This is a genomic window from Thermanaeromonas sp. C210, from assembly GCF_013167955.1.
GTDB lineage: Bacteria > Bacillota > DSM-521 > Neomoorellales > Neomoorellaceae > UBA12545.
Genome location: NZ_BLWF01000001.1, coordinates 410,757 through 430,943, shown reverse-complemented (window position 1 = coordinate 430,943; position 20,187 = coordinate 410,757). Strand labels below are relative to the sequence as shown.

At 58.3% G+C, this 20,187-nt stretch carries 17 protein-coding genes; 1 reads left to right on the top strand and 16 read right to left on the bottom strand.

From position 1 onward, the window contains the following. From TAMC210_RS02070 to TAMC210_RS02035, 8 genes are all read right to left on the bottom strand, one after another. On the bottom strand, positions 1-723 hold the full coding sequence (locus tag TAMC210_RS02070; RefSeq protein WP_173297138.1) for a response regulator transcription factor: 723 nt from the start codon (positions 721-723) through the stop codon (positions 1-3). Between the two features lie 32 nt (positions 724-755). Continuing rightward, on the bottom strand, positions 756-2,843 hold the full coding sequence (locus tag TAMC210_RS02065; RefSeq protein WP_173297137.1) for a tetratricopeptide repeat protein: 2,088 nt from the start codon (positions 2,841-2,843) through the stop codon (positions 756-758). A gap of 304 nt (positions 2,844-3,147) precedes the next feature. Continuing rightward, positions 3,148-4,650 carry a DUF4127 family protein gene (locus TAMC210_RS02060; protein ID WP_173297136.1) on the bottom strand — a complete coding sequence of 501 codons (1,503 nt, stop codon included), beginning with the start codon at positions 4,648-4,650 and terminating at the stop codon, positions 3,148-3,150. Positions 4,651-4,856: 206 nt separating this feature from the next. Beyond that, the gene (locus tag TAMC210_RS02055) at positions 4,857-5,459 is read right to left on the bottom strand and encodes a cbb3-type cytochrome c oxidase subunit I (protein WP_173297135.1); all 603 of its coding nucleotides are present in this window, start codon (positions 5,457-5,459) and stop codon (positions 4,857-4,859) included. A 91-nt stretch (positions 5,460-5,550) separates the two neighbouring features. Further along, a complete protein-coding gene (locus TAMC210_RS02050) occupies positions 5,551-6,291 on the bottom strand; it encodes a cbb3-type cytochrome c oxidase subunit I (protein WP_173297134.1) in 741 nt (246 codons plus the stop codon). Positions 6,292-6,294: 3 nt separating this feature from the next. Next, positions 6,295-6,711 carry a c-type cytochrome gene (locus TAMC210_RS02045; protein ID WP_173297133.1) on the bottom strand — a complete coding sequence of 139 codons (417 nt, stop codon included), beginning with the start codon at positions 6,709-6,711 and terminating at the stop codon, positions 6,295-6,297. Between the two features lie 25 nt (positions 6,712-6,736). After that, positions 6,737-8,233, bottom strand: coding sequence for a ferrous iron transporter B (locus TAMC210_RS02040; protein WP_173297132.1), 1,497 nt, complete (start codon positions 8,231-8,233; stop codon positions 6,737-6,739). After that, the gene (locus TAMC210_RS02035; protein ID WP_254388465.1) at positions 8,230-8,499 is read right to left on the bottom strand and encodes a FeoA family protein; all 270 of its coding nucleotides are present in this window, start codon (positions 8,497-8,499) and stop codon (positions 8,230-8,232) included. The genes TAMC210_RS02040 and TAMC210_RS02035 overlap by 4 nt, the downstream gene beginning before the upstream one ends. A gap of 240 nt (positions 8,500-8,739) precedes the next feature. Between TAMC210_RS02035 and mntR the strand changes: the two genes are divergently transcribed. Next, positions 8,740-9,234, top strand: a complete 495-nt coding sequence (gene mntR / locus TAMC210_RS02030; protein WP_254388464.1) for a transcriptional regulator MntR — start codon at positions 8,740-8,742, stop codon at positions 9,232-9,234. Here mntR and TAMC210_RS02025 read toward each other — a convergent pair. The 8 genes from TAMC210_RS02025 to TAMC210_RS01990 all read right to left on the bottom strand — a co-directional run bounded on the left by TAMC210_RS02025 (position 9,231) and on the right by TAMC210_RS01990 (position 20,120). Beyond that, on the bottom strand, positions 9,231-10,526 hold the full coding sequence (locus tag TAMC210_RS02025; protein WP_173297130.1) for a DUF4829 domain-containing protein: 1,296 nt from the start codon (positions 10,524-10,526) through the stop codon (positions 9,231-9,233). The genes mntR and TAMC210_RS02025 overlap by 4 nt on opposite strands. A 78-nt stretch (positions 10,527-10,604) precedes the next feature. Further along, a complete protein-coding gene (guaA, locus tag TAMC210_RS02020; RefSeq protein WP_173297129.1) occupies positions 10,605-12,131 on the bottom strand; it encodes a glutamine-hydrolyzing GMP synthase in 1,527 nt (508 codons plus the stop codon). Between the two features lie 89 nt (positions 12,132-12,220). Beyond that, positions 12,221-12,760: a hypoxanthine phosphoribosyltransferase gene (hpt, locus tag TAMC210_RS02015; protein WP_173297519.1), complete on the bottom strand. Its 540-nt coding sequence runs from the start codon at positions 12,758-12,760 to the stop codon at positions 12,221-12,223. Positions 12,761-13,067: 307 nt separating this feature from the next. After that, the gene (locus TAMC210_RS02010; protein ID WP_173297128.1) at positions 13,068-13,760 is read right to left on the bottom strand and encodes a hypothetical protein; all 693 of its coding nucleotides are present in this window, start codon (positions 13,758-13,760) and stop codon (positions 13,068-13,070) included. Positions 13,761-13,894: 134 nt separating this feature from the next. Continuing rightward, the gene (locus tag TAMC210_RS02005; protein ID WP_173297127.1) at positions 13,895-14,806 is read right to left on the bottom strand and encodes a uroporphyrinogen decarboxylase family protein; all 912 of its coding nucleotides are present in this window, start codon (positions 14,804-14,806) and stop codon (positions 13,895-13,897) included. Then, entirely contained in the window at positions 14,803-16,656 is a 1,854-nt protein-coding gene (locus TAMC210_RS02000; protein ID WP_173297126.1) for an ASKHA domain-containing protein, read from the bottom strand. The genes TAMC210_RS02005 and TAMC210_RS02000 overlap by 4 nt, the downstream gene beginning before the upstream one ends. Then, complete coding sequence (locus TAMC210_RS01995) at positions 16,634-18,274, bottom strand: response regulator transcription factor (protein ID WP_173297125.1); 1,641 nt, start codon at positions 18,272-18,274, stop codon at positions 16,634-16,636. The genes TAMC210_RS02000 and TAMC210_RS01995 overlap by 23 nt, the downstream gene beginning before the upstream one ends. Then, entirely contained in the window at positions 18,246-20,120 is a 1,875-nt protein-coding gene (locus TAMC210_RS01990) for a histidine kinase (RefSeq protein ID WP_173297124.1), read from the bottom strand. Before TAMC210_RS01990 ends, TAMC210_RS01995 begins: the two co-directional genes overlap by 29 nt. Between the last annotated feature and the right edge of the window lie 67 nt (positions 20,121-20,187).

Here is a 20,187-nt window from a genome sequence, read left to right as displayed (position 1 = left end):
TTAGCTTCCAGTGCGGTTGTCCTTATCTTCCCGGCCGGGGTTTAAGCAGTAACCTACTCCCCAGGCCGTTTGCAGGTAGACGGGCCGGGCGGGGTTATCCTCCAATTTCTCCCTCAGGCGGCGGATGTGCACGTCTACCGTCTTGGGATCGCCGCAGTAATCCGGGCCCCAGACGGCATCCAGGATTTCATCCCGGCTAAATACCTGGCCGGGCCTGTGGGCCAGGAAGGCCAAAAGATCAAACTCGCGGGGCGTTAACTCCAGTATCCTATCTCCCTTGCTCACCCGGCGGCGGCACAAGTCGATGTGAAGGCTGCCGAATTGCTTTACCCTGCCTTGGGCGGTACTACCTGGCCTGGTGCGGCGCAGGACGGCCTGTACCCGGGCTACTAATTCCCGCGGGTCAAAGGGCTTGGTAATGTAATCATCGGCCCCCAGTTCCAACCCCCGGACCTTGTCCAGGGGCTGGCCCCGAGCCGTAAGCATGATGACGGCCACCTCAGGATAAAACCGGCGCAAGTACCGGCATACTTCCAACCCGTCCATGCCGGGCAGGCGCAGGTCCAGGACCACCAGAACAGGAGGCTCCCGGCGCACCAGGGCCAGCCCCTCTTCGCCGCTTGCCGCCCAGGACACGCGAAAGCCCGCCCGCTCCAAGTTGAGGCGGACGAACTCCGCGATGGCCTCCTCATCTTCCATGATCACGATCAGCTCTCGGTCCATGGTTAGCCCCTTCGGAACGCGGGCCTTGGGATTTATCTGTCCGTTACCCGCACCTTTTTAAGTTCTTTGAGGAGCCACTTCCCTTCCCGGTTAGCGAAGGTCACCTGGATCCCGGCTGCCGGCCCGCTGGCGATGGTAAGGGGCCCTTGCAGCTCCGCTGCCGGGTCGGGCAGTTCCAAAAGCCATCTCTGGCCCAGGGGCTGCTGTATAAGACCCCATTCCTTAGCCTGGCTTGTCAGTCCGGGAGCCAGAGCCCACTGGGCCGCCTGCTCCTCCTGCCCCAGGCTCAGGTGGTAGATAAATTCCACCAGGGCGCTGTAGGCGGTAGATACTGTCTCGGCGGCCACCCGCTGGTAATTGCCGCCCTGCCTTCGCCAGACATCCCGAAACTGGCGGTGCGGCCCCGCATTGGCCTCGTGGAAAATCTGATCTTTACCATCCCCTGCTTCCCAGGAATCGCTTTGCAAGATAAACTCTTCCAAGCCGGCTCCCGTAAAAGTAATACTGCCGTGGCTGTTGCGCCATTCCCGGGACGGTGGCCTCCAGAGGATTCGCCAGCCATCGTCCTGCCGGCGCAAAAGATAAAGTTCCGGGCGAGGGGAGCCGCTGCCCGAAAAGGCGCTATCGTAAACGGCGGCCATCTCGGCGCTATCTTCCGGGCCAAGAGCCAAGCGCCCGCTTAAGGCCTGGTGGGTAGGTCCCAGGCCGTGAACCTGGGCCTCGGCGCTGTAGAAGGCCTGGTACTTAAGCCGACCGTTTCCCGGAGCCGATGGCCCTTCTTCCCACCAGTAAATAAGGTGCACATCAATGGTACCGTCATAGGGGCCGGCCTTAAGATCGACCAGCCAGGTCTCGGGCAAGCCGCCCGCGCTTTGCGCTTTCACGGTGGCCAGGTAAAGTCCCTGCTCCCGGGCCCATTGCTCAATTCCCTTAAGACCCCTTTCTCGTTCCTCCGGTTTCAAGGCCGCCAGATAAGCGGTAACTTTATCCACGGCCGGCCGGGCGTTAAGGCGCTGCAGGGCCCGGGCCGGGGGGATCCAGTCACTCTGGAGTTCCACGGCGCGGGTGTAGGCGCCTCTCGCCCGGTCATACTCTTTCAACCCTTCCCAGGCCAGCCCGGTGCCGTAGTAGGCCTGGGCCAAAAGGAACGGTGCCACGCCGTAAGAAGAAGATTCCGATGTCGAACCACCGGATTTGTCCTTAGTTGTGATTCGGGTAAAGGTGGTCAGGGCTTCCTCATATCGCCCCAAAGCAACTAGGGCCTGCCCTTTCACCAGATCCCACTGCTCGGCGCTGGGGTAGTCTCCTTTGAGACCCATGCCTTTTTCTATGGAAGCCAGGGCCTCCTCCGGCCGGCCGGCCTTAACCTGGGCGGAAGCCAGGTAGTACCATAGAAAGGCAGCATCAGGCATCTCCTGGAGGTGTTGCCGGTAATATTCTATTACCCGCGGGAAGTAGGCCGGATAGGCGTCTTCAGCCTCGTAAAATCCGGCGGGGAAATGCAGCTCCGCAGGTGACCAGCGGTAGACCTCTACCGCCATAGCGGTTCCAGTATCCTTCACCCAGAGGGCTATTTCCTGGCGGTCGTCCTGGTCGAAGTCTCCCACTTCTAGGAGGTGATAACCTGCCTGCCACAGGGTGGTGTAAGAAGGGGTTCCATCTTTTTCCGAAAGAGCATAAGATAATACCTTCAAGTGGTTCCCCGCTGAAGCTCCGATGATTCCACCAATAATAACTTCTGGCTGGCCATCGCCAGTTAAGTCCTCTACCCCCAGGATATCCAGTTCTGGGGGACCGAGTATCTCCTGCCAAACCTTTTGCCACCCTTGGGGGGTGCGGTGGGCAATGAAAACGCCGTTCCCTTCCTCCGGGTCACGGTAACCTACCACCAATTCCTGTTGACCGTCTCCGTTCAGATCCTCTACGACAACGGCCTTTTGCCCGCCGTCATCGCCGTCCGAGGCACCTAGAAGCCTTGCTTCCACCACGGTTTGGCCAGGAGCCAGCAAATCCTGGACGGCTTTGGCCGTTTCATCCACCTGCCCGGCCACCTCAGGTGGCCTGATGGCGGCCGAGGGGCTAGGAAGGCTACATCCGCCGAAGAAAAGGACCGCCCCCATTACTAAGCCTAGCCACCTTTGCCTGTGCCGACAGCGCATACCATCCACTCCTTTAACCCTCACATTCTAACTTCATCCTAGCATCTCCTTTCGAGCAAAGGGTTACGAAAAGGTTAACGAGGCAGGAAATTACCGGAGAAAGGGTAGGCCGAAAGGCTCTCTGCCGGACAACCGGAAAAGGTTGGCACGAATCCTTAAGGGGAATACCGGATAACGACCGGTACTGGGATCTATAAAAAGGTATAGTACAGCCCTGCCGGGCCGACCCGTACCCTCTCACCTGACCCTCCCACTCCCGGCCCAGCTAGGGCTCTACTTTGAGGCCAATATTAAAAGTTTGGTCCCAAAAAATGTCCACGGAAAGGGAAACTGGTCCCACCTTCAGGCGGCGGGCAAAGTTAGTCAAGTCAGCGGTAATTCTTTCTCGTAGAGCCTCTCCCTTAAGGTTTAAGGGGCGTACCGCCTGGCGGACTCCGGCCTGGTACCCCCAATCGTCGAGGTACCGGGTGAGGAGGACTCTTTCCGCTCCTTCCTTTCCCGGGAGGAGAAGGCCCTGGGCGAGGGCATAGCCGATGGCATTCCCCGCCGTATTCATACCGGCATAACTGGTAAGCTTAAAGAGGAGGCCCTCTTTCCTTAAAGATTCTAACAAGCCCACGTCGGCCCCGTTGGCATAGGCCACGTCGGCCAGGGCTACAGGAATACCCTTGGCAAGAATTTCTTGGATTTCCGCCGTCAAGGCCGCTGTAGTGTCCGGGTCTCCCCTCCCGTCCTGATAGGCGGCTTCGCCCGTGATGCCGTTCCTCGGCGTGTTGACCACCAGGGCCAGATCGGCCACCGCGAGATCGGTTACTTCGCGGCAGCCCAAAGCTTTTATGTGGGCGGAAATGTTTTGTCCCACCGGCACGTCCTCATACCGGGCAACGGTCGCCGCACCGGCACCGGGCGCGTAAGTAACATAAATGTTCTTCCCCGCTCCCTCCAACGCCGCCCGGGCCACAAGGAGGAGACCGACCTCGTCGGTGCCCGGGAAAGAGATAAACTTATCCGAGGGCAGGTCGCGACCCGCTTCGGATAATTGCCGGTATTCCTGGCGCGAACGGCTGAAAGTGGCTGTATCATCCCGGCACAGAATGAGAAGGTCGATAACTCCTTCGCGCACCATTTCCACGAGCTTGCGGGTTACGGCCAGGTTTTTCTCCCGCCGCCCGACCCAGTCGGAGTAGACATCGGCCGGGATGAGCCTCCTTAGCCTGGCAAGATCCTCCCTCTCCGCTGGCGTCAAGCCCACCGTACTTTCCTTGTCCTCCAGGGCGGAAAGCCTGAACAACCTTTTACCGTAGCGGGCATAATAATCGGGCTCGCTAGCCGCTGAGTCGGAATTGGGGGTCCTCATTAAAGTGACGAAAACGTATAGTTTTTGGTCCGGATGGGCCTCGCGGTACTGGCGAAACCTTTCCGCCCTTTTTACCAACTCGTCCTGGGAAATCTGGTGCCGGCGGGAGGGAATGAGGCCGCCGTAAATAAGGGTGTCGGCAGAAAGAACGGCTGCGGTCCCCTTTTGGTCGAGGGCCCAAGACCAGAGGGCCTCAACATCGGCCGGAGTTTTGTAGTCCGGAAGGAGCCGCCGGGGCGGGACATGCAGCTCTATCCCCGCCACCTCGGCCACTTCCTCCACATAGGCCAGATTGAGGGGGCGTTCGTCTACGGGAATATAGATTATTCCCGAGGCGGGATCTTCCCTCGCCGACCACGCGACATAGGCCAGGGTTATGAACAACAATACAGGGATAAGATACTTCCCCATCGAACCTTCCCCTTCGCAGAATAAAGGAACAATTCCCTGCCCGTGTCCCCACCCGGGAGGACTCCGGCCTAGCCATTATTATACACCATTACCCTACTCCCCGGAGGGAAAGCGATCCAAATGGGGCTCGTACCCGTGCAGGCTTATCGTCGAACTGGGGAAGGTCGCACTCACTAGTCCTTCGGTAAACATAAAATCCAAGGAGGTTAATGGCGTCGTCCAAGGGCGGTCGAAGCCATTTCCCAGGCCAGCAAAAGGGCTCCGGCGGCAAAGACCATTCCCCCCAGGCCCCGCAGCAGGAGATAGGGTCTCAAGAGAAAATTAGCCAGGCCGAAGTCCATCCCTGCTCCCCGTACGAGGTAAGTCTGCAGAAAGCCTGCGATGATCAAATTGACCGCCATGATACCCAGGCCTACGTTTAGTAGGATGAGGCACAGTTTTACTCGCCGCACGTGACTGTCCTTTAGTGTTTTTTCCCGGGTTAGAACATAGTAGCTGCTGGCAAGGACCAGGAAACCCAAAAAGCCAAACAGGGCCATGTGGGCATGGGCGGAAGTAAAATAAGTGCCGTGGGCGTAGCGATTAACGAAGGGGAGGGCAAGGATAAACCCCAGGAAGCCCGCCCCTACTACATTCCAGAATACGGAGGCATAAAAAAGTAGAGGGCCAAAGGGGAAGGCGGTGAATTGTTTTTGGAGGCCTTCGAAGGTTTCGCCCGGGCCACAGCTGCACTTTGCCAGGCCGCTACGGCCAGAAGGACGATAGGCACTACCTGGAGCCCGCTGGCAATAGTTCCGAGGAAGTGCCAAAAGGCCGGCACACCGATCCAGTAATAGTGGTGGCCGGTGCCGAATAAACCGGACACCAAGACCAGATTCGCCTCCCGCAGGAGCACTTTCTTTAACTTTTGCCGGCCGACCGCTCCAAGGGAGGCCAGCAGGGCGGCAGCCACAGTGGTACCCAGGAGTTCCAGGCTGCCCTCTTCCAGAGGTGAACGACTTGAAACCGAACAACATCGTCGAGGGTCGGGTGGGGGATAAAGAAAATAGTCGGAAAATATAAGAGGGCGGAAAGCAGGGCGCCGCTCAGAATAACGATGACCTCCGGCTGCTGCAGGGCGCGGTTCTTGATAGCCGTGGCGAGCAGGTTGAAAACAAAGGCCAGGAGACCGGCCAAAAGGGCTATTTTCAAGAAAAAGGGGGCCTCCAGGTATTCACGACCGTCAGTATAGCCCAAGGCCAGAGAACCGAGGATGCCCAGGCCTACCCCGAGGAGATACCAGAAGCCCCAGCCAGCCACTCGGGTACTGTAAAGCCCTTGGGACGTTACTTCTACCAGAAAATAGTAAGTGCTGCCTATTATATCGAGGAGGGGCCAAAAAATACTCAAATTGAGATGCATGGCCCTGCCGTTGGCAAAGGTAATGGGTGTCGGCAGGGATGGAAATACCAGGTGGAGGGCACCGCCGGTCGCCAGCACGCCCTGGAGGGCCAAAAAAAGAAAAACGGCTAAGGCATAAGGGTAGGCCACCTTTTGGGAGGAATGTTTTAATCCGGACGGCTGCTTTACCTTTTTCTTTCGTCCCGCGGAAAATAGGCGGCGCAGTATTTTCTTGAGTAGGTCCCGAAGAAAGCGGAGCAAAGGTTAGCTACCTCCCGCCGGAACGTCGGCCGCAAAGGGGCGGGGTGGCCAACCCTGGGTATCGATTTTGTTCACCTGCTCCAGGTAGTGCCATATGCTTTCCGCTTCATCCCGGGTGAGAACCGGGTGCAAGGAATGCGGTCCGGACGGGTGTACTACCTGGGGACGGGTAAGAAAGGCAAGCAGTTCGTCGCGGCCCGCCCTCTCGGCCATCTTCGTCAAATCGCTGGCCGCGTATCCGCCGTTACCCAATACGGTATGGCACTCAACACAGCCTTTTTGCTGCCACACCCTTTTCCCGGCCACCGCCTCGAGAGGCCACGGTTCCCGTATAGCCGGTTGGAGGGAGAGGAAAAGCACCGCGGCATAGGTTATTAAAGATAGCCCTCCGATTGCTATATATATCCATGTCCCCCGCATAGTGTAAAACGGCACCCCATCATTATTATCCCCCTACCGCCAGACTCAATCCCTGAGGGGTTGCGGCCCTTACCCTGTACCCTCCCCTAAACAAAGGATGGAGGACACAGTTTACCCGCATAAACCCGCGCCGGTACGGTTGCAATTCCGGAACGCTGACGTTCGTCATTATGGCTATCAACCTTTCCCGCGGGGAATCGATTATGCGGCAGGCTATTATTCCCGCTGCATTACAACCAAAGCCCATGCTCATGGTCAGAGCGTGTTTACCCTGGGTTCCCGCCCACTTAAACAAGCCGTCCAGGTTGAAGGCCACCCGCGGAAGATATCCCAGGTCTTCCAAGAAAGTAAAAAGGGGAAAAAATATGGCCATAGGCGGCAACATGACGGCCACCACCCAGGCGGTGGTACGATACACCCCTTCAATAACCAGTCCCTTTAACCAAAGGGGAAGGCCCCATTCCTGACTTAAGGCCATGAGCCTCTCTTCCCCAACCGCGAAAAGGCGGGCCAGCAGTTCCGAGGGATAATTGGCCCCTACTAGGGTGATCCAGAAAAGAACCGCCAGTAGTAATAACATGACTGGAAAACCGGTCCAGGGAGAAGTCAAGAGATTGTCCAGCCAGCGATCCCGGTCAAAGGCCTCCAGCCGGGTCCTTTTCACTACCTTTCCGGCCACTTCCTCGGCCACCCGATATAGGCGACACATGATGCGCTCGCTCAACTCTCCGGCCCGGTCTCCGCGGAGCCGCTCCACCAAGTCTTTTATGTCCTCACCCGTCCCTGCTATATTTTCGCCTTCCAGGAGGCGGAGGGCCTGCCAGCGAGCCCTACCCGGGTCTTCCCGGGCGTCCGGCAATAAGGGTACTATTTGCTCTACCATCCTTTCGATTTCCTCGTCGTAATACAGGGTTCGGGGTTGCAGTCCTCTTTTTGCCTGGGCCACGCGGTAAATGGCTTCCTGGAGTTCCGCCAGGCCTTCCCCACGCCTGGCCACCGTGGCTACTGCCGGAACCCCGAGTTCCCGGGCCAGGGTGCGGGTGTCAACCTCCAATCCCCGCCTGCGAGCCTCGTCCGTCAAATTAACGCAGAGAACTGTTGCCGGGGATAGCTCCATGATCTGCAGGGCCAGGGCCAGGCTGCGCTCCAGAGCCGTAGCATCCACGACTACTACGGTTACCCGCGGACGGCCCTCCCATAGAAAGGCGCGGGTAACCTCCTCCTCCGGCGAAAGGGGGCGCAAAGAATAGGTACCGGGCAGGTCTACCAAAAGAAACCGCATCCCGCGGTAACAATAGTTTCCCCAAGATAAGCCCACCGTTTTCCCTGCCCAGTTGCCGGTGTGCTGCCTGAGGCCCGTTAGGGCGTTGAAAACGGTAGTCTTCCCTATATTGGGATTTCCCGCCAGGGCTATAACTACCGGCCCGGGCTCCGCCCGGGCCCGGCGCGGCCCTCCGCAGGGACAGCCGCGGTATGAGGTGGGTAGTAGGGCTTCGTCCTTCAGAGGAAAGTCCGCCTTCACGGAACAACACCGTCCCCGCAGGCCTCCACCCGGATCAGCGCGGCTGCTTCCCGCCGGAGGGCAATGGTGGTGCCCCTCAGCCGGTAGGCTATCGGATCTCCCGTAGGGCTCCTTCGCACCACTTCTACCACGGTGCCCGGTGTAAAGCCCAGGTCCATAAACCTCTTGCGCCAGAGATCCCGGGCCAGAATCTCAACTACGCGGCCACAAGTTCCCGGGGGAAGATCGCCCAGGAAACATTCCCTTCTCCTTAATCTAACGGCCACCGCACCAGCGCCTCCTCCGGATACCCTTAACGGCCCTTTTTCCCCTGGGGGGCCGTCAAGGGCTAAAGTTCCTTATCTGTTGAGAAGTCCTTCAGACAGTGAGGGGAAGAGAACTCTGTTAGATAATATGAGCGGAGCCCAGTTTTGGACTCCGCCAAAAAAGTTGGCCGCCGCTAAGGAGGAGCCCTTTGGCCTCACCGGCGTATAATGTTGGTGGGAGGTTGCGGGAGGGGGCAGAGGGTGGTTCAGAAGGAAAAGTTTCGTACTTTTCGCGGTTATACTTTGCTGGCCCAGGAAGGCGGGGGCCTGACCCCGGGTATGGAAGATTACCTGGAGATGATCTACCGCCTGGCGGCCCGGGAGGGCTTCACCAGAATCCAGGAGCTGGCCGAAGCCCTCAATGTCCAACCGTCTTCGGCCACCAAAATGGTCCAACGGCTGGCCGAAGGGCGTTATTTAATCTATGAAAAATACGGCGTCATCAAACTGACGGCCCTGGGCAAGCAAATAGGAGAAGAACTCCTGGCCCGCCACAACACCCTCAGGGAATTCCTGGCCATAATCGGCGCCACTGGCCACTTGCTGGAAGACACGGAGAAAATTGAGCACAATTTGAGCCAGGAAACCCTGGCCTGCATTACCCGTCTGGTAAAGTTCTTCCGGGAGCGGCCGGAGTGCCTGGCCTCCTTTTACGATTATTGCCGTCAATTGGACAATGCCGGTGGGGAGCTTTAGGGCCCTGTTCCCAGGCCCTCGATGCGCCAGCCTAAACCGGGTATCTCCTGGCGCAGGATGAGAAAACGCACCTGTACGCCGCTCTCGGCGGTTATGGCCCGCCGGAAGGTGAAGTCCACCGCCACCTGGTAACGTTTAATGTCCGGCGGATCCCCGTCCTGCGGCGGAAGTTCCTTAATGCTCACGATCTTAGCCCCGGCCACGTTATTCAGCCCGTCGCGGTCGTTAACACTGAAGGAGGGGTTGTACAGGCGATTATTATCCATATTGTTAAAAAGGTAACCCACCAGGTTCCGCCTGCTCAAGGCGGCGTGGGCCGTACGCCTGTCCCCGTTGCCCACCGCCTGGTAGAAAAGGCGGATCACCTCTTCCGGGCTCAGGGAGGCCAATCGTTTTTCCAGGGGATCTTCATGATTAACAATGCCGGCCAGCCATTCGCCCCACGTCTTGCCGGTGACTTCCTCCAGGCGCCTGCCCTTTAACGAACAGGCAAAGGCATCGTGCCGGCCGGAATCCAGCCAGGCCCCCACGATCTCACCCTCGTACTTCACCACTACCGCCCGGCCGGTCCAGCGGCGGGGGTGCATAAACTCGGGCAGCGGTTGCTCCAGTTTGTATAGATTCACCTGCACTTCCTTACCCAGGTAGGGAGTGATATCCAATCCCACGTCTTTATTTAGCTCATTGTTGTAGGCCCAGTAAATAACCACCGGGAAATCTCCGGCGTTGTGGATCAGCTCTTCAGGCAGTTTTCCCTCCATGGTATTGGCTTTGAAAAGGACATCCCAACCGTATTCCTTGAGAAAGGCCGCGTCGTCGGGGTCCACCTCGCTGGTGGCGTTTTTATATTCCGCCAAGCAGTGGAGCATAATATTGAACTGGGGCGGCACCCGGTACCAGGCGTTCTCTAGAGCTAAATATCCGGGTTCCTCGGGATTAAAATCCTTATACAGGTAAAGGTATTCTTTACTGCGGGCTATTTGCTCTCCTTCCTTAACTTTAAAAACCACATAGTGCTTAGTCCAGGGCCAGGAAGTCGGCGGCTGCTCAGGCTCGGCCTGATCGAGATAGGATACTAGCTTGGCCGCCAGTTTGGCGTCTTCCATCTCCACTAACTTAACCTTATCGTCCGAGCCTTCCTCGGCGTAAAGCTCCACGCCGATTACGTCGTCCTTGAATTCAGGATACTTGGCCGCCGTGGTGACCTGGGGGCGACCGAAGCTAAAGGCCAGGACCAGGGCCAGCACCGCCACCCCCAAAGTCATGATCAGCACCCTACCCTTGCTACCCACCTTGCGTACGCCCCCTTCCCGTAAATGGTTTTCGCTAGGCCGGCCGGTAAGGTTTGTCTTTAGTTTGAACCAATTTTCTCATTCCCATTCTATGGTAGCCGGCGGCTTAGAAGTAATATCGTATACCACGCGGTTCACGTGGCGTACTTCGTTGACAATACGGGACGCGATCCTCTCGAGAAGATCATAAGGCAGCCTGGCCCAGTCGGCCGTCATGGCGTCTTCGCTGGTGACCGCCCGCACGACAATGGGATAAGCATAGGTCCGCTCGTCGCCCATAACTCCCACACTTTTCAGGGACGGCAGCACCGCAAAAGACTGCCATATTTCGCGGTACAGCCCTGCCCGACGGATTTCTTCCACTACTATGGCATCGGCCCGCCGCAAAATTTCTAGCTTTTCCCTGGTTACTTCTCCCAGAATACGGATGGCTAACCCGGGGCCGGGGAAGGGCTGCCGCCAGACGATTTCTTCGGGCAAGCCCAATTCCTCCCCTACCCGGCGTACTTCGTCCTTAAACAGCAACCTCAGGGGTTCGATCAACTCCAGCTCCATATCTTCGGGGAGGCCCCCTACGTTGTGGTGGCTCTTGATCACCGCCGCGGTTTCCGTACCGCTCTCGATGACGTCCGGATAGACGGTTCCCTGGACCAAGAAATCCACCTTGCCCAGTTTGCGCGCCTCCTCTTCGAAGACGCGGATAAATTCTTCGCCAATGATCTTACGCTTCTGTTCTGGGTCTATCACCCCCCGTAGCCGGTTCAAGAAGCGCTCACTGGCATCTACGTAGATGAGGTTGGCCCTGAGGACCCGGTGAAAGGTCTCCTGGACCTGTTGGGCTTCCCCTTGGCGCAGGAGGCCGTGGTTGACAAAAACACAGACCAACCGGTTGCCGATGGCCCGATGCACCAGGGCGGCCGCTACGGAAGAATCTACTCCCCCGCTCAAGGCGCACAGGGCCCGGCCGTCTCCCACCCTTTCCCGGATGGCCTTTACCTGTTCCTGGATAAAAGAACTCACCGTCCATTCGCCCTTAGCCCCGCAAACTTCGAGCAAGAACCGGCGGATAATGTCCTGGCCCAAGGGTGTATGTTTTACTTCCGGGTGAAATTGCAGGCCGTAAAGCTTGCGTGCCGGGTGGCTCATGGCGGCCACCGGTGTGTAGGGCGAGCGGGCGGTTATACTAAAGCCGGGTGGCGGCTCGCTGATGTAATCGCCGTGGCTCATCCACACCGTAAAGGTAGAGGGCAATCCCTCAAACAACGGGTCTCCCCCGGTAACTTCCACCACCGTTTTGCCGTATTCCTTACCTTCCGCTTCCTCCACGCGGCCGCCCAGATCGTAGGCCATGAGTTGCATGCCGTAACAGATGCCCAAAATGGGAATACCGGCCTGGTAAAGGGCCTGGTCAATACGAGGCGCGCCGGGGCCGTAAACGCTGGCCGGGCCGCCGGAAAAAACAATGCCCTTAGGCTTGCGCGCCAGAATATCTTCCACGGGTGTATAGTAGGGCAGCATCTCGCAGTAAACGTGACACTCCCGGATACGCCGGGCAATTAGCTGGCTGTACTGGCCACCAAAATCCAGGACCACCACATGATCCATTAATCTTAACCTCGCTTTTCTTAGGCTGTGCCCCTTTGCCCGGCCGCTGGAGGGCCCAGGTTCTTTTTCGTGACAGGGCAAACTTGTCCTTACCTACGGTAGACTTCGGGCTTCAATACGCAAATATCCGGCAGGTGGCGGTACTGCTGGGCATAGTCCAGACCATAACCCACCACAAAACAGTCGGGAATGCAGAAGCCGCGATAGTCTACCTCCACATCCACCATCCTGCGCTCCGGCTTGTCCAGAATGGTGCACGTCCTCAGGCTTAAGGGCTGCCGGGCCCTTAAATTCTCCAACAAATACTTGAGGGTCAAACCGGTATCTACTATGTCTTCCACGATAAGTACGTGCTTATCCTCCACCGGCACTTCCAGGTCCTTCAGGATGCGCACGGCACCCGAAGACGTAGTAGAGCTGCCGTAGCTGGAAACGGCCATAAAATCCAGGGTGAGGGGGATGGTGATTTCCCTCACGAGGTCGGCCAAGAAAATAATAGCCCCTTTCAGGATACCGACCACCAGCAGGTCCTTGCCGGCATAATCCCTGCTAATGGCCGCCCCGAGCTCCTTGACCCTCGTCTTAATTTGCTCCCGGGAAACCAGTACCTGTTCTATATCCTGGTGCAATTCCAGCGCCCCCTTATATTTTATCCTAAACCCGGCAAATAAAGCTAATTTCGCCGCCAACGAAAAAAATCCTCCCGTCCGGCAACATAAAGCTATGGGGGGCACCCCTTAAAGCCGGTGCGGCGCCGGACGGGAGGTTTAACCTAAGAGTTCAAATCAGTAAGTCAGCTCTTGTTTTGGTCTGCCGCGGGCGCAGGCCCAGGCAGCAGGACCGATCCTTGGGCTTACATCCCCGGCAGGTAGGGCTTAGCGGAGCGGCTGCACCCTGGGCTAACGCCACAGGCCTAAGAAGTGGGCAAACTTCCCGTTACTGCGTGGGCGGGTTGATTTTAGTTACTTTATTAAAGTCATACAGCTCCAGGGTGAGGTGCAGCCTATCTCCCGGCTTCTGCCGGTGGTCGGCCACCAGCTCCACCCTGCGAATATAATGGCTCCTGCGTTCTACCCATATTTTACAATAATAGTTTTGCCAGTAGGTGTTCAGAAGGCGGTTGTTTATCTCCGGCCGCAATTCCAGCAAATAGGGCCTTCCCGGCATATTTTTCTGCCGCCCTTTGTATTGCAGCCCTTGGATGTTGGTGATCTTTAAAACAGATAAGGGGTTCACCTCGACCATAAAGAGTTCCTGCTGCAGAGCCGTATTGCCAGGAGTCACCATCCACCGTCCGGAAAGGGCGTCCTTATAGTAAGTGGTATCCTGGATCTGATATATATCCACCTCCTGGCCCGTCATCCTGCCCCAGAGGTGCAGGTCCCCTGCTGCGCTGCGCTCACCCGTAACCCGGCTGACTTCAATGCGACCGCCCTCGGCCTCCAGGTAGCCCTCCAGGCGAAAGCGATAGCTGCCGACCGCGTGGGTGGTATCCAGGGCCTTTACTATCAGCTCTTCCGGGACGACCTTGATCTCTCGGAGGTAAAAGTTGTAGCCCCAGGCTCCTATGCCCAGGAGCAAGACTAATATTAAGGGCAGCACCTTCCTCCAGCCGAGCCTGGCAAACAAAAAAAATCACCTTCCTGTTCGCCGTCTTCTTCTATTATTAATACGGGAACAGAAAGGGGATATGCCGGGCCCTAGCGCGCCTAAAATATTATTTTTTTGTCTACGAGGTACGGGAGAGGCCGGCAAGGCCCCCTTTACGAGTAGGTTCCGTATCTCCCGGCAGCGCGATAAAGGGCCATCACCTTTTCCGCCGGCAAGTCTCCCCCCAGGCAGCCACTGGAGGTGGAAAAGATAAATCCGCCCCCCGGCGCAGCCGCGGCCATGATCCTCTGCACCTCGGCCGCCAGTTCCTCCTCCCCGGCCCTGGCCAGGAGGGAGAGGTCGAAATTCCCCATAAGGCACAAACGGGCGCCAAAGTCCTGTTTTATCCGCGCTATATCCATACCCGCCGTGGGCTCCAGGGAATGCAGGCCCGCAAATCCCGCGGCCACCAAGTCGGACACCAGGCTGGCAATATTACCATCGGAATGGAAAAAGACCGGCACCCCTTCGGTCCCTAAATTTTCCACCTGCCATTGCCACAGGGGAAGAAAGAGTTCGCGCAAGAGGCCAGGGGCTACGTAAGTGCCCCGGGTATAGGCAATGTCGTCGGCAATGATGACCCCGTGGGCCCCGGCCTGCACGCAACGCCGGGCCGTTTCCAGGCCGAAACGGGCTTCCTCCCGGGCCAGCTCCTTAACTTGATCTTCCCGGCTGCTCAGCCGCAGGAGGAATTCCATAAAATCCATGCGGCCGGCGCTTCCCTGGAAGGGCCCGTCGACCACGGCAAATATGAAGAAATCCGTCTGCCCCCGCCAACGTTCAAAGGGGCTAAAGTCCAGCTCATGGGGAGGCATGGACCTGTCCGGCCGGAGGCCCCGGGGCACCAGGCCTACCAGGTCCATGCCCAATAACTCGCGGACCTTCACTTCATCCTCCCAGGTACCCCTTCCTTCCTTGCCCAAGATCCGGGCCACCAGGACAGGGTCGAGCCGCCACTCCCCTTTGGGAACCCGGTCTGCTTCCTGGTGGTTGATGGCCCGGTAAACCCTTTCGACCTTCGTCATCCCGCTCTCCTCTCCGGCAAGGCGAGGGAAGAAAGGAATGTTTCCTGGAAAGACGGCTGGACCATGAGTTCCACATAGCCCACCCTCCGGGCTATCGCTTCGGCCCGGCGGCGTTCGGTCAGGGATAGCAGGGCCATTCTGGCTCCGGTACCGGCCGCATTACCCACCTGGCGGAAAACTTCCAAAGGTAGGGCGGGGAACATGCCGATGGCCACGGCACTGGCCACCCTTAAGTGGGTGCCGAAGGCTCCCGCCACCACCACCTCTTCAATGTCATCGAGTTTCAGGCCGGCCGCCTCTAAAAGGAGCTTGGTGCCCGACGCAATGGCCGCTTTGGCCAGCTGTATTTCACCGATATCCTTCTGGGTGATAACTATGTCCCTACCGGTACCGCTCTGGTCGGCTGGCACGAGTATGAATTCGGCCTGGGCACCCTCCGGGGCGCGGACCCGCGGGTGTTTCCGGTTTAACCGACCCCGCTCGTTAATGACGCCCATGCGATACAATTCCGCTACGGCATCCAGGATGCCGGAACCACAAATGCCCAGGGGCTCTTCATCCCCCACGGTTTCCCATTCTACTTCTCGCCCACCATCTCCCAGGCGCACGGCCTGGACCGCTCCCCGGACGGCCCTCATACCGTGCAGGATGTGGGCGCCCTCAAAGGCCGGACCCGAAGCGCAGGAACAAGAAAGCATCTGGGAGCCGTATTTCAAGACTATTTCCGTGTTGGTCCCGATGTCCAGCCCCAGGGTCACCTTATCGGCCTCATCCAGACGGCTGCCTAAAATCATGGCCACATGGTCGCCGCCCACAAAGCCTGCTATCACCGGTACACAATAGACATAGGCCCCGGGACTAAACCTTAACCCCAGGTCGCGGGCCTTTATCTCCACCGGTGCGGTTATAGCCGGAACATAAGGGGCCCGGGCCAGGTGCTGGAGGGGCAGGCGCAGGAGCAAATGGTGCATGGCCGTGTTGCCCACGATCACCGCCTCTTCGATGTCCTCCGGCCGCAGACCGGCTTCTTCGGCCAGCTGCCCCGCCAGGCTGTTTAACCCCTCGATGATTACCTGGTGTATCCTACGATACTGCTCTTCTCCTTCCAGGGCGTAGGACATGCGGGCCATTACATCCTCGCCGTAGGCAATCTGGGGGTTCATAATACCCTGGCTGGCCAGGGTCGCCCCGGTTTCCAGGTCCACCAGGAAGCCGGCTACTTTGGTGGTGCCGAGGTCCACGGCCAGGCCCAGAGCCGGTCGGCTCCGACGGCCGAATACCCCGTTAATTATTTCCCTCCCTTTAACGGTAACTACGGCGCCCCCTTCGGCCGCCAGCGCCGAAGTATGCCGGGCCAGCTCGAGATCGATCCGCAGGTCGGGCAGATTGCAGTCTGCCGCCAGCTTCTCCGCTACCTGCTGCCAGAGGGGCCGCGGGTTGGCGTTGGTAGTGGGTTCCACGGCAATAGTGTACCTGGTCACCGGCGGCTCCGGGGTTACCTCAACTTCCAGACCCTCCACCTGGAGCTTCTGCACTCCGACCATGGCTTCCCGCGGTATTTCCACTTTGACCGGCCCCAAGAGGGCCGCCTGGCAGGCCAAGCGGTACCCTTCCTTGAGCTCATCCGGGGAGAGGGCCTTTTTTTCCGCCTCGGTGGGAGGAGACAGAAGTCCTTCCGCCACCCTCACGCGGCAGCGGCCGCACAATCCCCGTCCGCCACAGGGGGCCGTCACTCCTGCGGCACCCAGGGATAGGCCAGCCTCCTGGGCTACGGCCAGCAATGTTTGGCCCTCGCGGGCCGGCGCCCGGCGGCCTACGGGCTCAAAATCAACCGTCCAGTTCTGCTTCATGATGGTTTCCCCCCGTTTTGCGGAAGGCGGTGGGAGTACAGCCTTCCTGTTTTTTAAACACTTGGCCGAAGTAGCGGGCATCGCGGTACCCCACCCGGGAAGCTATCTCGTTGACGGAATAATCGGTAGTCAAGAGCAATTTCTTAGCCTCCTCCATCCTCATACGGGTCAGATAGTCGATGAAATTTTCACTCCGCACTTGTTTAAAAAGGCGGCTGAAATAGCAGGGACTTAAGAACACGTGCCGCGCCACTTCTTCCAGGGAAAGATCCCGGTGGTAGTTCTGTTTTATATAGGCCACGGCTTTCTCAATCAAGTTACTATTGCGCCGTTCCCGCGCGCCAACTACCTTTTCCACCAGGGTCTGTAATTGGGAGCCGATTTTGTTCTCCGCTTCGGCCAGGGATTCCAGGGTTAAAATCTCCTGGCTGCCCTGGAGGACCATGCCGGCAATATCCTCCGGATCGGCTCCGGCCTCCAGGGCCGCCTGGGCGGCCACGCTCAGAAGCTCCAGAAACCTCACCTTGAAAACGGGCGGCCTCCCCTCCTTTCCTACTACTGTTTCAGCTATAATCTGGGCGAGGCAGCGACGGGCCTTTTCCCTGTCGCCCAGACGCACCGCCAGAGCCAATTCCTTCCCGCACGGAGAAGCCATAACCCGGCTCGAGCGGGGTAAGACGGCAACATCATCGGCGTGAATCACTTGATCTCCCCCGTAAAGAAGCCGGTACTCGACCGCCACCGCTGCTTCTGCGTAAGACGTAGCCAGCAAGGCCGGGTCATCCACCGGTCGCCCGATACCTACGGTCACAGTGACCGGCGTGAGTTCACGCACCCCGGCGCAGATCTCTTCTCCCAGCCGGGTTACGGCGTCCCGCAACCGCGGCCGGCCGTCTAACTCCTTAAAGGGTAAGAGCAAGAGGAATTCATCTTTAAAACCCGGTACCGCTAGCGCTCCGGGCCATGGGGATACCCTTTCTTCTATAACTTGTAACACCCTTTTCTTCAGAAACTGTCGTTCTGCTTCTTTTACCGGAGCCGGACGGGCGGGAAAATTATCAATGGCGATTACTATTGCCAGGCGCGGTAGAGAAGGCAGCCCCAAAAACTCGGCGCGGGCCTTGACCTCCTCCCCGGCGATATGGCCGGATACCAGATCCAGGACAAAGCCCAAGCGGATAAGGGGGAGCATTTCCTCCAGGGCGGCCCGCCACTTCTGGGCTTCTTCCTGGATCCGCCGCTCTTCCTCTATCTCCTGGGCCAGACTGTCCAAGACAGAAATGAGATCCTCCCCCGCTACCGGTTTTAATAAGTAGCGCGAGGCTCCCAGGGCAACGGCTTCCTGGGCGTAGGCGAACTCGTCATAGGCGGTGAGGAAGACCATGCGGACCTCGGGTAAGAGGCGGCGCAGGGCCCTGCCCGCTGCCAAACCATCCATGACCGGCATCTTTATATCCAGTAGGATAACGTCCGGCCGAACTTCCCGTCCGAGGGCAACCGCCTCGCCCCCATCCCGGCCCTCAGCCACCACCTGGTACTGGGGCCTCGCCTTGGCCAGCAGATAACGGATGGCCTGGCGCTCTAAGGGTTCATCGTCCACAATCAACAGTCGGAGCAACTCCCGTCAGCACTCCCCTTATTCTGTCTTCTTTCCACAGGGGAAAGGTAAGCTCAACGGCGGTTCCTTCTCCTGGCCTGCTGTTTACGTTCAGGGCGCATTCGGCACCAAAATAATGTTGCAGGCGACGGTAGACGCTTACTATCCCCAGCCCGCTCACCTGTCCCCTCCCGCTGCGCCTAACTTCCAGGTCGAAGATCTCCTTTTGTACGTCCTCGGGGATTCCCACCCCCGTATCCCTTATCTCCAAGTGCACCTGGCAATCCATCACCCGGCCGCGGATATAAATCCTGCCCCCCTCTTTTAAGGGCTCCAGGCCGTGGATGACGGCGTTTTCCACGAGAGGTTGCAATATCATGCACGGTACGCGCGCCCCCAAGACTTCGGGGGCCACATCGATTTCACTGGTCAGCCGATCGCTAAAACGGGTCTGTTGAATAGCAAGATAGTCCCGGACGGCTGCCAATTCTTCTTGCAAGGTGACCAAGCCCTTGACCTGGTAGAGGGTATAGCGCATCAGCCTGGCCAGGGCGGCCACCATCTTCTCCGTACTTTCGGCCCCCTCCAAAAGAGCCAGGCGGGCAATGGTATTGAGGGTGTTAAACAGGAAGTGGGGGCTCACCTGTGATTGCAAGACCTTCAGTTCGGCGTCCTGCAAAGCTTGCTCCAGTTGATTCTGCCTTTGCAAGAAGCGAATAAAGCTGCTCCTCTCCTCTTCCAATTCCTTCTTGCTTCTAATCACAGCGTTAAGGCGGACTATACTGTTGGCGATGGAGGCCAAGAGTCCGCAGAGGGCCTCCAATTCCTCCAGGGACAGTACGGGAACCGCCGTACCTTCGGGCACCCGGTCCCCCTTGAGGAGAAAATGCCCGCAGAGGATGGCCCCGACCGTGCCCCCTTCGTCGGCCAGGGGATAAGAAATCTCCACCAGCCTGGCAGGACACCGGTACACAAAAGCCCCTTTAAAACTGGCCGTGTGAGTAGCCAGGCCTTCATCAAAGGAGGGGAGGTTGCCCCGTTCGGCCAGGACACGGCAGACCCGGGAACATTCCGAGAACTTTCCTAACGGTGACAGCAGGTTTCCCCGGGCATCTACCACCACCAGATCAAGGCCCATTAACTTATTAAAGGATTCCTGCAATTCTTTTAGGGATTCTTGGCCCCAGGCTTCGGTGAGGGCGGCCTCCAGCATCGGGGGACCCTTACGGGAGGCACCGATGAGTTCCTTAATAAAGGGAACGGCGCTGGTAGCATCAGGGGCATAGCCGTCGGCCCCCATTTTAGCCGCCAGGTCGGCATTCAAAGGAGTGCCCCCTACTACCACTTTCACCTTGCGGCGCAGTCCCGCCTCCTCCAGGGCCTGGATAGTTTCGGCCATGGCCTTCCGCGTGGAGGAAAGAAGGGCCGAAAGGCAGAGCACGTGGGGACGGTACTTGACCACGGCCTCCACAAAGCTGCTGGGAGCGACATTCACCCCCAGATCGATTACCTCGAAACCGGAGGCTTCCAGCATGATGCCCAGGAGGTTCTTACCAATGTCGTGGATGTCCCCCTGCACCGTCCCGATGACCGCCCGGCCCACCACCTGCACCTGCCCGCTGACCATATAAGGTTTCAGTTCCTTCATACCGGTATGCATAGCCCGGGCGGTGATAATCAAGTCGGTAACGTAGATTTCGTTATGTTCAAATTTCTCGCTCACCACCTCCATGGCTTTGACAAAACCCTCGGTAATAATCCGGGTGGGGTCCACGCCTCTTTGCAGCGCCCGGCGCACCCCTTCCCTTACCTGGTAGGCGTTGCCCGTTACAACGGCTTCCACTATCTCCTGGAGGGGAGCCTCCATGGAGCCACCTCCTAAAGGTATGAAAAAGGCCGCAGCAGGACCTCTTCCTGCTACAGCCGACTTCTTA